The 12,253-nt window shown below is 72.7% G+C and carries 12 protein-coding genes; 5 read left to right on the plus strand and 7 right to left on the minus strand.

Annotated elements, in window-relative coordinates:
- Positions 1-77: 77 nt before the first annotated feature.
- Genes ACWEVN_RS22065 through ACWEVN_RS22080 form a run of 4 tightly spaced genes read right to left on the minus strand, consistent with a single transcriptional unit; the run spans position 78 to position 4,263 of the window.
- On the minus strand, positions 78-1,364 hold the full coding sequence (locus ACWEVN_RS22065) for a geranylgeranyl reductase family protein (protein ID WP_452052523.1): 1,287 nt from the start codon (positions 1,362-1,364) through the stop codon (positions 78-80).
- 10 nt (positions 1,365-1,374) lie between these two features.
- Positions 1,375-2,064 (minus strand): class I SAM-dependent methyltransferase, encoded by a 690-nt coding sequence (locus ACWEVN_RS22070; protein WP_449687004.1) that lies wholly within the window; start codon positions 2,062-2,064, stop codon positions 1,375-1,377.
- 23 nt (positions 2,065-2,087) lie between these two features.
- Positions 2,088-3,191: a glycosyltransferase family 4 protein gene (locus ACWEVN_RS22075; RefSeq protein ID WP_452052524.1), complete on the minus strand. Its 1,104-nt coding sequence runs from the start codon at positions 3,189-3,191 to the stop codon at positions 2,088-2,090.
- A 1-nt stretch (position 3,192) separates the two neighbouring features.
- Positions 3,193-4,263: a glycosyltransferase family 4 protein gene (locus ACWEVN_RS22080; protein ID WP_449687002.1), complete on the minus strand. Its 1,071-nt coding sequence runs from the start codon at positions 4,261-4,263 to the stop codon at positions 3,193-3,195.
- Positions 4,264-4,440: 177 nt separating this feature from the next.
- On the opposite strand from ACWEVN_RS22080, the gene ACWEVN_RS22085 reads away from it, so the two are divergent.
- Complete coding sequence (locus ACWEVN_RS22085; protein ID WP_206790910.1) at positions 4,441-5,271, plus strand: inositol monophosphatase family protein; 831 nt, start codon at positions 4,441-4,443, stop codon at positions 5,269-5,271.
- A 29-nt stretch (positions 5,272-5,300) separates the two neighbouring features.
- Positions 5,301-5,858, plus strand: coding sequence for a GNAT family N-acetyltransferase (locus ACWEVN_RS22090; RefSeq protein WP_452052525.1), 558 nt, complete (start codon positions 5,301-5,303; stop codon positions 5,856-5,858).
- Between the two features lie 234 nt (positions 5,859-6,092).
- On the opposite strand, the gene ACWEVN_RS22095 is transcribed toward ACWEVN_RS22090, so the two are convergent.
- From ACWEVN_RS22095 to menD, 3 genes are all read right to left on the minus strand, one after another.
- Entirely contained in the window at positions 6,093-6,530 is a 438-nt protein-coding gene (locus ACWEVN_RS22095) for a DUF3592 domain-containing protein (RefSeq protein ID WP_449686999.1), read from the minus strand.
- 22 nt (positions 6,531-6,552) lie between these two features.
- Positions 6,553-8,064, minus strand: a complete 1,512-nt coding sequence (locus ACWEVN_RS22100; protein WP_452052526.1) for a M1 family metallopeptidase — start codon at positions 8,062-8,064, stop codon at positions 6,553-6,555.
- A 121-nt stretch (positions 8,065-8,185) separates the two neighbouring features.
- Positions 8,186-9,862 carry a 2-succinyl-5-enolpyruvyl-6-hydroxy-3-cyclohexene-1-carboxylic-acid synthase gene (menD, locus tag ACWEVN_RS22105; protein WP_449686997.1) on the minus strand — a complete coding sequence of 559 codons (1,677 nt, stop codon included), beginning with the start codon at positions 9,860-9,862 and terminating at the stop codon, positions 8,186-8,188.
- Between the two features lie 57 nt (positions 9,863-9,919).
- Here menD and ACWEVN_RS22110 point away from each other — a divergent pair, with 57 nt between their 5' ends.
- Genes ACWEVN_RS22110 through ACWEVN_RS22120 form a run of 3 tightly spaced genes read left to right on the plus strand, consistent with a single transcriptional unit; the run spans position 9,920 to position 12,164 of the window.
- Positions 9,920-10,843 carry a 1,4-dihydroxy-2-naphthoyl-CoA synthase gene (locus tag ACWEVN_RS22110; RefSeq protein WP_449678388.1) on the plus strand — a complete coding sequence of 308 codons (924 nt, stop codon included), beginning with the start codon at positions 9,920-9,922 and terminating at the stop codon, positions 10,841-10,843.
- A gap of 1 nt (position 10,844) precedes the next feature.
- Positions 10,845-11,969, plus strand: a complete 1,125-nt coding sequence (gene menE / locus ACWEVN_RS22115) for an o-succinylbenzoate--CoA ligase (RefSeq protein WP_452052536.1) — start codon at positions 10,845-10,847, stop codon at positions 11,967-11,969.
- 51 nt (positions 11,970-12,020) lie between these two features.
- Positions 12,021-12,164: a hypothetical protein gene (locus ACWEVN_RS22120; RefSeq protein ID WP_310967886.1), complete on the plus strand. Its 144-nt coding sequence runs from the start codon at positions 12,021-12,023 to the stop codon at positions 12,162-12,164.
- Positions 12,165-12,253: the final 89 nt, after the last annotated feature.

Here is a 12,253-nt window from a genome sequence, read left to right on the forward strand (position 1 = left end):
CCCTTCGCGCCCCCCGGTTTGTGGTGTTGGGGGACTACCACCCAACCGAACGCCACATTGGGGCGCTTGGGGCCGGGTCAGCGCGGGGTGGGAGCGGCCTTGGCGAGGGCCGCGATCAGGCGGTCGACGCCGTCGCCGCCCTTGGCGTCGTAGCAGCCCGACAGGCCCTTGTAGACCAGCGGCAGGAGCTTGTTGATGCGCAGGCCGTACTTGGTGCACGCGTGCATGATCTTCGGCTTGCCGATGATCTTCGCGAAGACGTTCCCCAGCGCGTAGTAGCCGCCCATCAGCTCGCCCACCGCCCGCGGGTACGCCTCCAGCGCCCGCTCGCGCGAAGGCCCTTCGCGCCGCGCAAGCGCTTGCACGACGACCTCCGCGGCGATCTGCGCCGATTCCATCGCGGCCGAGATGCCTTCGCCGTTGAACGGGCTGACCATGCCGCCCGCGTCGCCGAGCAGCAGCAGGCCGTCGCGGTAGTGCGGGGTGCGGTTGAAGCCCATCGGGAGGCCGGCGCCGCCGACCTTGCCGATCGCGTTCTCCTCGCGGTAGCCCCACTCCTCCGGCGTCCCGTCGAGCCACTGGCGCAGCAGCGCGCGGTAGTCGGTGTTCCGGAAGGAGGCCGACGTCGAAAGCATGCCGAGGCCGACGTTGACCGTGCCGTCGCCGAGCGGGAACGCCCAGCCGTAGCCCGGCAGCAGCTTCGGGTTCCGCGGGTCGGAGCGGTCCCACAGCTCGAGGTGGCCCTCGATGAACGGGTCGTCGTGCCGCGGGCTCTTGTAGTACTGCCGCACGGCCACGCCCATCGGGCGCTTCTCGTTCTTCTGGATGCCGACGCTCAGCGCGAGCCGCGCGGAGACGCCGTCGCAGGCCAGGACCAGGGGCGCGCGGTAGTGCACCGGCGTCTTCTCCGGGCCGACCTTCGCCTCGACGCCGACCACGCGGCCGCTGGGGTCGGTGATCGCGCTGGTCACCGTGGTGCGCTCGTACAGGCGCGCGCCCGCCTTCACGGCGAGCTTCGCGAGGAGGTCGTCGAAGTCGTGGCGGGTGCGGGACACGCCGTACGGCGGATAGCTCGTCAGGTCCGGCCAGTCGAGTTCCAGCGTCAGGTCGCCGGTGAGGATCCGCAGGCCGCGGCTGTGCACCCAGCCCGCGTCCTCACTGGTGTCGATGCCCAGGTCGATCAGCTGCTTGACGCCGCGCGGGGTCAGGCCGTCACCGCAGACCTTCTCGCGGGGGAACTCGGTCTTCTCGAGCAGCAGGACGTCGACGCCCGCGCGGGCCAGGTAGGTGGCCACGGTGGACCCTGCGGGTCCGGCGCCGACGACGATGACTTCGGCGTCCTGGTCTGCGGTGCGTCGCGTCATGAACGCGAGTTTAGGCAGGCTTTCGCGCGCGGTGGATCGCCACGACCCCGAATGTGAGGTTCAACCACTCGACGTCGGTCCAGCCGGCGCTCGCGATGATCTCGCCGAGGGTCCGCTGGTCGGGCCAGGTGAGCATGGATTCGGCCAGGTATTTGTACGCCTCGGGGTTGGACGACGTCCGGCTGCCGACCCAGGTCAGCAGCTTGAGGACGAACCGGCGGTGGACGAACCGGATCGGGGCGAACGGCGGGGTCGAGACCTCGCAGATCACCAGCCGGCCGCCGGGCTTGACCACCCGGGCGATCTCGGTGAGCGCGGCCTTCGGGTCGACGAAGTTGCGCAGGGCGAGGGAGATCGTCACGGCGTCGAAGCTCTCGTCGGCGAACGGCAGGTTCAGCGCGTCCGCGGCGACCATCGGGACCTTGCGGTGCAGGCCGGCGCGGAGCATGCCGAACGAGAAGTCCGCGGCCAGGCACCACGCGCCCCCGCGGGCGTACTCGACGGTCGAGACCCCGGTGCCGGCGGCGAGGTCCAGGACCCTCTCGCCGCGGCGGGCGTCGAGGACGCGGGCGGTGGTGGTCCGCCAGCGCCGGTCGAAGCCGAAGGTCATGAACGAGTTCGCCCGGTCGTACCCGGACGCGACGCCGTCGAACATCGCGGCGACTTCGTGCGGGTCCTTGTCCAGGCTTGCGCGTGACATGGGTCGAGATTAGTCCGGGGCGTTCAGCTGAAGGCCGCCAGCATGCCCGCCACGGCCGCGGGCCAGGTGAACTCCTCCGCGCGGGCCCTGGCCGCCGCCCGGCGCAAGTCCTCCGGGCTTTCCAGGAGCCCGGTCACCGCTTTCGCGAACGCGGGCGCGTGGTCGTCCACCGCCGCGCCACACCCGGGCCGAACGATCTCCCGCAGCGCCGACGACGCCGACACCACCACCGGCGTCCCCGAGGCCAGGGCCTCCAGGGCCGCCAGGCCGAACGTCTCGTGCGGCCCGGGCGCGAGGGAGACGTCTGCGCTGGCCAGCAGCCGGGCGACGTCGCCGCGGCCCGGCAGGAACCCCAGGAACGTCACCGGCAGCCCCCGCGCCCGGCGTTCCAGGGCCCGCCGCCGCGGCCCGTCACCCGCCACCACCAGCCGCACCTTCGCCCCGGCCTCGGTCAGCGCCGCGACCGTGTCCACGCTGCGCTCCACGTGCTTCTCCGGCGACAGCCGTCCACAGTGGACCAACAGCGCCTCCGCTCCCCCGGCGAGATCGGTGCGCCAGCCGTCGTCGCGCATGGCGGGCCGGAAGGTCGCCAAGTCGACGCCGAGCGGGACGCGGCGGACGTTCGGCGCGGCGATCCGGTCGAACTCCGCGCGCGCGAACGCCGTCGTGCAGACCACCGTGTCGTAGCCGGCCGCCATCCGCCGGTTGGCGGCGTCGGCGACCCGGCGGGCCATCGGCGCGGGCAGCAGGAACTGCTCCAGCAGGCGGTCGAGGCGTTCGTGGGAGATGACCGTGCTGGGCACGCCGTGGCGGCTCGCCCAGCCGCCCATCCCCCGCAGCGTCAGCCGGTCGGACACCTCCAGCCGGTCCGGTTCGAGCCGGCGCAGGACCGCGCGGACCCGGTGCGGGTCGATGGCGCGGTAGCCGCCGGTGCCCGGGATCCGCGGCGCGGGCAGGGAAAACCGGCGGACGCCGGTCGGCAGGACCTCGTCGGCGTACCGGCGCCCGGGCACCACGAGCGTGACCTCGTGCCCGCTCGCGACGTAGCCGGCGCCGAGGTGGTGCAGTGCGGTGCGCAGCCCGCCCGAGCGTGGCCCGTAGAAATTCGCGAGCTGGACGATGTGCATTTCAGGCCGCGCGGGCGGCCCGGCCGCGCACGGCTTCGTAGTGCCCGACCAGCTCGTGGCAGACGGCGGGCCAGGTGCGGCCCAGCACCACCTTGCGCGCCTTCTCGCCGAGCCTCGCGCGCAACGCGGCGTCGCGGAGGGCGTCGACCTTCTCGACGAGCGCCGGGCCGAACTGCTCGCGGTCGGCGGGCAGCAGGTAGCCGGTGCGGCCGGGCAGGACGAGGTCCTTCGGGCCGCCGGCGTCCGGGGCGAGGACGGGCAGCCCGGAGGCCATCGCCTCCTGCACCGCCTGGCAGAACGTCTCGTGCGGTCCGGTGTGGACGAAGACGTCGAGGCTCGCGTACGCCTTCGAGAGGTCGTCGCCGTACTTCGCACCGAGAAAGGCCGCGCCCGGCAGCTGTTCTTTCAGCGCGGGCAGTTCGGGCCCGTCGCCGACGACGACCACCCGGATGCCCGGCACGCCGGCCAGCGCGGCCAGCCGGTCGACCTCCTTCTCGGGCGCCAGCCGGCCGACGAACCCGACGAGCAGCTCGCCGTCCGGGGCCAGCTCGGCCCGCAACGCCGGGTCGGCGTGGGCCGGCGAGAACCGGTCGATGTCGACGCCGCGCGCCCAGCGGTGCACGCGCGGGACGCCGTGGAGCCGCAGCTGCTCGACGGAGTCGCTGGACGGCGCGAGGGTCCGGTCGGCCCGCGAGTGCAGCCGCCGCACCCACCGCCACGCGGCGCGGGCGGCGATGCCGAAGCCGTACGCGGCGGCGAACCCGGCGATGTCGGTCTGGTAGACGGCGATCGACGGGACGCGCAGCCGTCTCGCGGCGGCCAGCCCGCGCGCACCGACGACGAACGGCGACGCCAGGTGCACGACGTCCGGGCCGAACGCGGCCAGCGCGTTGAGCACGGTGCGCGTCGGCAGGCCGATCGGCAGGGAGCTCACGCCGGGGACGTCGAGCGCGGGGATCCGGACGACCGGGGCGCCGCGGTAGGAGTCCGGGCCCGGGCCGGGGGCGATGATCAGCACGTCGTGGGCGCGTTCGCGCAGGTGCTCGACGACCCGCAGGACGGAGTTGGTCACGCCGTTCACCTGGGGCAGGAAACTTTCGGTGACTATGGCGACTCGCACGTCTTGGACGATCGCACCCGATCCTGGCGACCGCGTGACACGGCGGCCAACGCTGCCGGAACAGATCGGCTACGACATGTCATCTCAAGGTCGCGTGCCGGAAACCAGGGTGGCCCAGACTAGGCGGGCATGACCCTCTTGTCCTCACGGCCGCCGCGGCCCGTCGAGCCCGGCCTGCTGTCGAGGGCGCTCGAAGTGGCCGGGCGGCTGGCCAACGACGCCACCGACGTGATCACCGCGACCGCCGGCCGCGGCGCCCACCCGTCGACCCTGGACTCGCCGTTCGACTGGGTCACCGACACCGACCGGATCCTGGAGCGCCACACCCGGCGCGTCCTGACGGCGGAGTTCCCGGGCATCCCGGTGGTCGGCCACGAGTTCGGCGCGGACCACGGAGCGGACGTCGCGGAGTACCGCTGGGTGGTCGACTCGGTGGACGGAACGGCGAACTACGTGGCCGGCGTGCCCTGGTGCGCGTACAGCCTGGCCCTGGTGGACGCGGCCGGACCGGTGGTGGGCGTGGTGGCGGACCCGTACCGGGCCCAGATCTACGCCGCGGCGCGCGGCCGGGGAGCCCGCGCGAACGGCAAGCCGATCCAGCTGGCGGACCGCTGCGTGACGGCGGGAGCCCTGGTCTGCACCGAGCTGGCCCGGACAGGCCCCTGGCCAGGGATGGGCGGCTTCATCGAGCGAGCGGCGGCGGCCCACGCGGGGGTGCGCGTGCTGGGCTCGGCGGCGTTGTCGATCGCCCAGGTGGCATTGGGCCACGCGGCGGCGGCGGTGCTGCACAGCTACCACGAGTGGGACGTGGCGGGCTCGGTGGCGATGGCGATCGAGGCGGGCGCGGTGGTCCTGGACAAGCACGGCGAGGACACGGCCCTCCCCACGGACGGCCTGCTCGTGGCGGCCCCCGGGGTGGCGGACGAGGTCCTCGGCTGGTGGCAGGAGACGGCGGGCTAATCGGTTGCGCGCGGGGTGAGGATCGAGGCATGCCGACCCTGCACACACCGCGTCTCTCGCTCGTGCCCCTGGCCGACGAGCACCTCGATCTGGAGTACGAGCTGGACTCGGATCCGGAGGTGATGAGGTACCTGACCGCCCGCGCAGCGACCCGGGACGAGGTCGCGGCGGCCCACGCACGCCGGATGGCGGTGGAGCCGGGGTTCGGGTTCTGGATGGGCTTCGCGGGTGCGGACTTCGTGGGCTGGTGGCTGCTGCGGCCGCCCAATGGGCCGGACCAGCCGTTCGCCGAAGGCGAGGCGGAGCTGGGGTACCGGTTGCTGCGCCGCCAGTGGCGGAAGGGATATGCCCGCGAGGGGTCGCTGGAGGTGCTCCGCTACGGCTTCGAGGACCTGGGCCTGAACCGGATCTTCGCCCAGACGATGGCGGTGAACAAGCCATCCCGGGCCACGATGGCCTCGGCGGGGATGACGTTCAAGCGGGCGTTCATCTCCGCTGGGGAGTATGAAGACCCAGTCGAGGGGGCAGAGCAGGGCGAGGTGGAGTACGAGATCACCCGAAGTAGCTGGCGGAAGACGGCGGACTGACCCGGTTCAACCCACAGCCGCACCGACGGCTCCAGCACAAGAAGCCGCACCAACCGCCCTACACCTCCCCCGCCCCTCGTCCCAGCCGCAGTCAGCACCGGGGAGCCGGGGTCAAGGGTGGGCGAAGCCCATCGCGAAGCGACGCCGAAGGCGCCCTTGAGGCCGGATCCCCGGTGTTGAACAATCAAAGGACGAGGAGCGGGGAACCACTCAGGCCAAAGAGCCGAAAACCGCTCAAACCGCAGCCAAAGCCCGCTTCCCCTGCCGCCGAATCCACCAAAGCGCCGGCCCGGCCACCAGCCACGTGAAGAACACAAAGCTCCCCAGCGGCAACAACGTCAAAGCCGCCGACCGCCCCGCCACCCGGGCCAGCTCCGGATCGGACGCGTCGTACTCGATCCGCACCAGCTGGCCGGCGGCCAGCCCGTCCGGGTACAGGACCCCGTTGGCCGGGCTGTGCACGATCCCGTCCGGCGTCTCGAAGTGGATGATCGTCCGGTCGAACGCCACCGAATCCACCGTCGCCGTCGCCGTCCCCAGCTGGGCCGAGATCGCGCTGTCGTTCCGAAGAGCCGCGAAGAGCAGGCACACGCACATGACGGTGAGGAGCGAGGCGACGCCGAGGGTGGTCCACCACCCGACGCGCCTCGCCCGCTCACCTCTCGTGCTCACGCCGCGAGCGTAGCGGTCCCGCTCAGCCCGCGTGTTCGGCGGCGAGGAACCGGTGGTTCTGCTGGATCTGGTCGTACGAGCGAGGCTTCACCGACGCCGCGCGCGAGGTGAAGGCAGCCGCCCCGTTCGGGCCCACCGACGGCTTGCCCGCCGTGTACAGCCACGTCTGGAACAGGTCGTGCAGCGGCTTGCCCGAGATCTTCTCCGCCAGCGCGATGAACTCGAGGATCCGCCCGTCCTTCCCGCCCTTCGTGACCTGCCAGGTCTGCAGGATCTTGAAGAACGCCTCGTCACCCACGGCCGTCCGGAGCGCCTGGAGAGTCAGCGCACCGCGGTCGTACACCGCGTTGTCGAACTGGTTGTCCGCGCCCGGGTCGGCCGGGACGACCTTCCACAGGTCCGCGTCGGCCGCGTTCGAGTCGTACGTGTACTGCGCCAGCTCCGCGACCGTTCCTTCGCCCTCGTGCTCCGACCACAGCCACTCCGCGTACGACGCGAAGCCCTCGTTCAGCCAGATGTCGCTCCAGCGGCCCAGCGACACGTTGTCGCCGAACCACTGGTGGGCGTTCTCGTGCGCGATCAACGTCGTGTTCGAGCCCGCGCGGAAGTTGCGGGCGCCGTACGTCGGCCGGGTCTGGTTCTCCAGGGAGAACGTGATGCCGCTGGTCACGACGCCGCCCTCCGCCTCGAACGGGTACGGGCCGAACTGGGTCGCGAGGAACTCGTCGATCTCCGGCGTCCGCTCCACGCTGGCCTTCGCCGCGTACAGCGAGTCGCCCAGGTCGGCGCCGTAGGCGGTGATGAACGGCTTGCCGTCCGGGGTCGTCGACTGGACCAGCTCGTAGTTGCCGACGATGAACGACGTCAGGTACGTGGCCTGCGGCTTCGTGCTGCGCCACTGCCAGCGGGTCCAGCCCGCGCGGCTCTTCTGCGTCCGGACCAGCGAGCCGTTGGAGATGGCCACGTTGCCGTCCGGCGCCTCGATCGAGACGTCGTAGGTCGCCTTGTCGGTCGGGTGGTCGTTGGCCGGGAACCACCACGCCGAGCTCTGCGGTTCGTCGATCCCGAGCGCGCCGAACGCGCCCTTCTTCCACGCGTTGAGGCCGTCCACCTTCTCGGTCGACGGCGTGTCCGCGTAGGCGACGACGACCGTCGCGGTCTGGCCCTTGAGCAGCGGCTGGGCCGGCGTGACGACGAGCTCGCCGTTGCCCGTCTGGTTCGTGAACTGCGCCGGGCGGTTGTTCACCCGCACGCTCGACGCCTTCAGCGCGAAGTCCAGGTCGAACCGCGAGAGGTCCTGCGTCGCGGTGAGCAGCAGCGTCGTCGTGCCCGACAGGAGGTCGGTCGCGGGCTGGTAGGTGAGCCGGATGTCGTAGTGCAGCACGTCCGTGCCGCCGTTGCCGGCGTTCGGGTAGTACGGGTCGCCGGCACCGGGGGCGCCGGGCGAGGGCGCCGCGCTCGCGGTGCCGGCGAGCAGCACCGAAACGACGCCGGCCGCGAGCGCACCGAGACCGGTGCGCGTTCTTGCACGCATTCGAAATCCTCCAAAGGAGTGAGGAAGCAGCGCGCTCGAACGTAGCCAGGGCAGCCGGAAGCAGGAACAGCCGAAGGGAGGTTTCTTGCCTACTGGGATTCCACCCGGAAAGCGGTTGACGTCAGCCCGCGGACACGGCCGCCGACACCGCCGCCCGCAGGCGCGAGTGCAGATCGCGGTGCCGTGACCGGTCCACCCGGACCTCGACGACCCGCAGGCCCGGCGCCGGCGCCAGCGCGGCCCGGAACTCCGTCAGCGTCTCCGCGACGACGTGCGGGACGCGGTAGCCGGCGCACAGCGCGCCCAGGTCGGCGCCGTGCGGCGTGCCGAACACGCGCTCGAAGCTGGCCGAGTGCTCCGGCGCCCCCTGCTCCAGCAGGGAGAAGATGCCGCCGCCGTCGTCGTTGAGGACCACGATCGTCAGGTCGGGCCGCTGCTCGGCGGGCCCGGTCAGCAACCCCGACGCGTCGTGCAGGAAGGTCAGGTCGCCCAGCAGCGCGTACGACGGGCCGCGGTGTACGTACGCGGCCCCGATGGCCGTCGACACCGTGCCGTCGATGCCCGCGACGCCGCGGTTGCGGTGCACGAGGACGTCCGGGCGCAGCCGGCCGGCCAGCGCGACGTCCCGGGTCGGGTTGGACGAGCCGACGACCAGCAGCGAGTCCGGCGGCAGCGCGTCCACCAGCTCGGTCGCCACCCGCAGCCCGGACGGCCACGGCTCCTCGGCCAGCGTCGAGGCCACGGCGGACGCGGCTGCGGCATCGGCCCGGCGCCAGCCGGCCAGCCACTCCGGGTCGGCGGGCTTGGTCGGCTCGTCGAACCACTGCCCGACCTGCCGGACGTTGTGCGCGGGCGCCGGCCAGTCCGAGTCCGGCCGGACCAGCAGGACCTCGACGTCCGGGTCGGAGATCACCTTCTGGATCTGCCGGAACACCGTCGGCCGCCCGAGGCAGAGCACCTGCTCCGGCTTGTGCCGCGAGATGAACTCCTCGACGCCCAGCAGCCACGCGCCGGACGAGATCGCCGTGCCGCCGGACAGCCCGATCCCGCCGGTTTCGGAGATCACCGGCCAGCCGTGCTGCTCGGCCCATTCGCTGGCCGCCTGGACGCCGGTGTCACACGCGATGACCAGGCCGTGGCGGGCCGAGGGCACCACGAACGACGGCAGCGCGCCGAAGTCCGGCAGCTCGGTCCAGCGGGACCCGTCCGCGCGGCCGTCGAGCGATTCGTACCACTCGCCGTCGTCGTCGAGATCGGGCACGAGCGGCTCGCGGAACGGGATGTTCAGGTGCACCGGCCCGCAGCGCCACTCGCCGTAGGCGGCGTTCCAGGCCCGGCAGATCTGGCTGCGCCAGTACGAGTTCTGGCCGGCCCGCCGCTCGGCGACGGCCAGCTCGTCGAAGTAGCGGACGGCGTCGCCGTAGAGCTGGTGCTGGTCGATGACCTGCGACGCGCCCGCGGCTCGCAGCTCGGGCGGCCGGTCGGCGGTCAGCACGATCAGCGGGACACCCGCGCGGTCGGCTTCGAGGACGGCGGGGTGGAAGTTCGCGGCCGCGGTGCCGGACGTGCAGAGCACGGCCACCGGGCGGCCGGTGCGCGCGGCGATGCCGAGGGCGAGGAACGCGGCCCCGCGCTCGTCGATGCGGACGTGGAGCCGGAGCTTCCCGGCCGCGGCCGCGTCATACAGCGCGATCGACAGCGGCGCGTTGCGGGAGCCCGGGCAGAGGACGACGTGCGAAACGGTGTTGCGGACGAGTTCGTCGACGATGACCCTGGCCTGCGCGGTGGAAGGGTTCACCGGCAGGCTCCAGACTCATCGAGATCAGTTCTGTCCACAGGTCCTATCCTCGCAAACGTGGATGACGCCCGAGTTTCCGAGCTGTTCGACCCCGCCGCGTGGACCGAGGTCGAAGGTTTCGCCTTCACCGACATCACCTACCACCGTTCCGCCGAGGACCGCGGCGGCAAACGCGTGGTGCGCATCGCGTTCGACCGCCCGGAGGTCCGCAACGCCTTCCGGCCGCACACCGTCGACGAGCTCTACCGGGCCCTCGACCACGCCCGGATGAGCGCCGATGTCGGTTGTGTCCTGCTCACCGGGAACGGCCCGTCGCCCAAGGACGGCGGGTGGGCGTTCTGCTCCGGTGGTGACCAGCGTATTCGCGGACGGTCCGGGTATCAGTACGCGAGCGGGGAGACCTCCGACACGGTGGACCCCGCGCGGGCCGGCCGGCTGCACATCCTCGAGTGCCAGCGGCTCATCCGCTTCATGCCGAAACCCGTGATCGCGGTGGTGCCGGGCTGGGCCGCGGGCGGCGGGCACTCCCTGCACGTCGTGTGCGATCTCACCCTCGCCTCGGCCGAGCACGCGAAGTTCAAGCAGACCGACGCCGACGTCGGCTCGTTCGACGGCGGCTACGGGTCGGCGTACCTGGCGAAGATGGTCGGGCAGAAGTTCGCCCGCGAAATCTTCTTCCTCGGCCGCGAGTACTCCGCCGAGCAGATGCACCACATGGGCGCGGTGAACGCCGTCGTCCCGCACGCCGACCTGGAGAAAGAGGCGCTGACCTGGGCGTGGGAGATCACGCGCAAGTCGCCGACGGCGCAGCGGATGCTGAAGTACGCGTTCAACCTCACCGACGACGGCCTGGTCGGCCAGCAGTTGTTCGCCGGCGAGACCACCCGGTTGGCCTACATGCAGGACGAGGCCGTCGAAGGCCGTGACGCCTTCCTCCAGAAGCGCGACCCCGATTTCAAGGACGTCCCCTATTACTACTGAGCTGCTCCCGGTCCACCTCGACGGCTCGCCCGAGGCGCTCGAAACCCTGAAGCGAGCCGTCGCGGCCGCGCTGGGCGGCGGCCCGGCGGTGCTGCCGTTCACCGACCCCGCGCTGCGCGACGCGATGGCCCCGGACGAGCCCGCCGAGCCGGGCACCGCCGTGGTCATCGCCACGTCGGGCTCGACCGGCGCGCCCAAGGGCGTCCTGTTGTCGGCCCGCGCGCTGACCGCGTCCGCCGAGGCCACGCACACCCGGCTCGGCGGGCCGGGGCACTGGCTCCTGGCGACGCCGGCGCACTACATCGGCGGGCTCCAGGTGCTGGTCCGGTCGCTGCTGGCCGGGACGACCCCGGCGCTGCTGACCGGCTCCGGCTTCCGCCCGGACGACTTCGCCGCCGCGGCGGCCCGGCTCGGGGGCGGCCCGCGGTACACGGCGCTGGTGCCGACCCAGCTGGTCCGCCTGCTCGACGACGGCGGCGCCGGGCTCGCCGCGGCCCGGACGTTCGACGCGATCGTCGTCGGCGCGGCGGCGACCCCGCCGTCCCTGCGGGAGCGCGCCGCCGACGCTCGCGTGCGGATCGTGCCGGCGTACGGGATGAGCGAGACGGCCAGCGGCTGCGTCTACGACGGCGTCCCCCTCGACGGCGTCCGGGTCGACGTCGGCGGCGACCGGATCCGCATCGCCGGCGACGTCCTCGCGCACGGCTACCGGCGCCGGCCGGACCTGACCGCGGAGTCCTTCTCGGACGGCTGGTTCACGACCTCCGACCGTGGGGTTCGCCACGCCGACGGCCGCGTCGAGGTCCTCGGCCGGGCCGACGACATGATCAACACCGGCGGCGTGAAGGTGTCGGCGAACGCGATCGAGCGGTGCCTCCGCGCGCAGCCCGGGGTGCGGGACGCCTGCGTCGTCGGCGTGCCGGACCCGGAGTGGGGCGAGGCCGTGGTGGCGCTGGTCGTCCCGCCGGGCGAGCACGGCGACCTGCGCGCGGCGGTCCGCGCGGAGCTGGGCGCGGCGGCGACGCCGAAGCGCATCGAATCCGTCTCGGAGCTGCCGCTGCGCGGGCCGGGCAAGGTCGACCGGGCGGCGGTGAAGGCCCGGCTCGAGCCGCGTCCGACCGGCTGAATGGCGGCACTTCGTTGACATGAACAGGGTGCGCCCGCTTGGCTACTCACCATGACGCGCCTGATTCGCACCGCCCTGATCAGCACCGCCGTCGCCCTGGGGGTCCTCCTTCCCGCGGGTGCGGCGCTGGCCGACGTCCCCGCCGCGGACCCGAACAGCGGCTCGCTCGTCCTGCAGCTGCCGTCCACCGACTGACGTCGGCGAACCGGGACCGCACCGCCCCCTCGGCGGCACGGTCCCGGCCGGTGCTTCCCCGACCGCTCACGCGGTGTGTCCACCACCTT

It is taken from the genome of Amycolatopsis sp. NPDC003861, assembly GCF_053605405.1.

Coding starts and splice junctions, on each gene's coding strand:
- ACWEVN_RS22065 (WP_452052523.1), bottom strand. CDS start 1,364: ATGACGCGACGCACCGCAGACCAGGACGCCGAAGTCATCGTCGTCGGC.
- ACWEVN_RS22070 (WP_449687004.1), bottom strand. CDS start 2,064: ATGTCACGCGCAAGCCTGGACAAGGACCCGCACGAAGTCGCCGCGATG.
- ACWEVN_RS22075 (WP_452052524.1), bottom strand. CDS start 3,191: ATGCACATCGTCCAGCTCGCGAATTTCTACGGGCCACGCTCGGGCGGG.
- ACWEVN_RS22085 (WP_206790910.1), top strand. CDS start 4,441: ATGACCCTCTTGTCCTCACGGCCGCCGCGGCCCGTCGAGCCCGGCCTG.
- ACWEVN_RS22090 (WP_452052525.1), top strand. CDS start 5,301: ATGCCGACCCTGCACACACCGCGTCTCTCGCTCGTGCCCCTGGCCGAC.
- ACWEVN_RS22100 (WP_452052526.1), bottom strand. CDS start 8,064: ATGCGTGCAAGAACGCGCACCGGTCTCGGTGCGCTCGCGGCCGGCGTC.
- ACWEVN_RS22120 (WP_310967886.1), top strand. CDS start 12,021: ATGACGCGCCTGATTCGCACCGCCCTGATCAGCACCGCCGTCGCCCTG.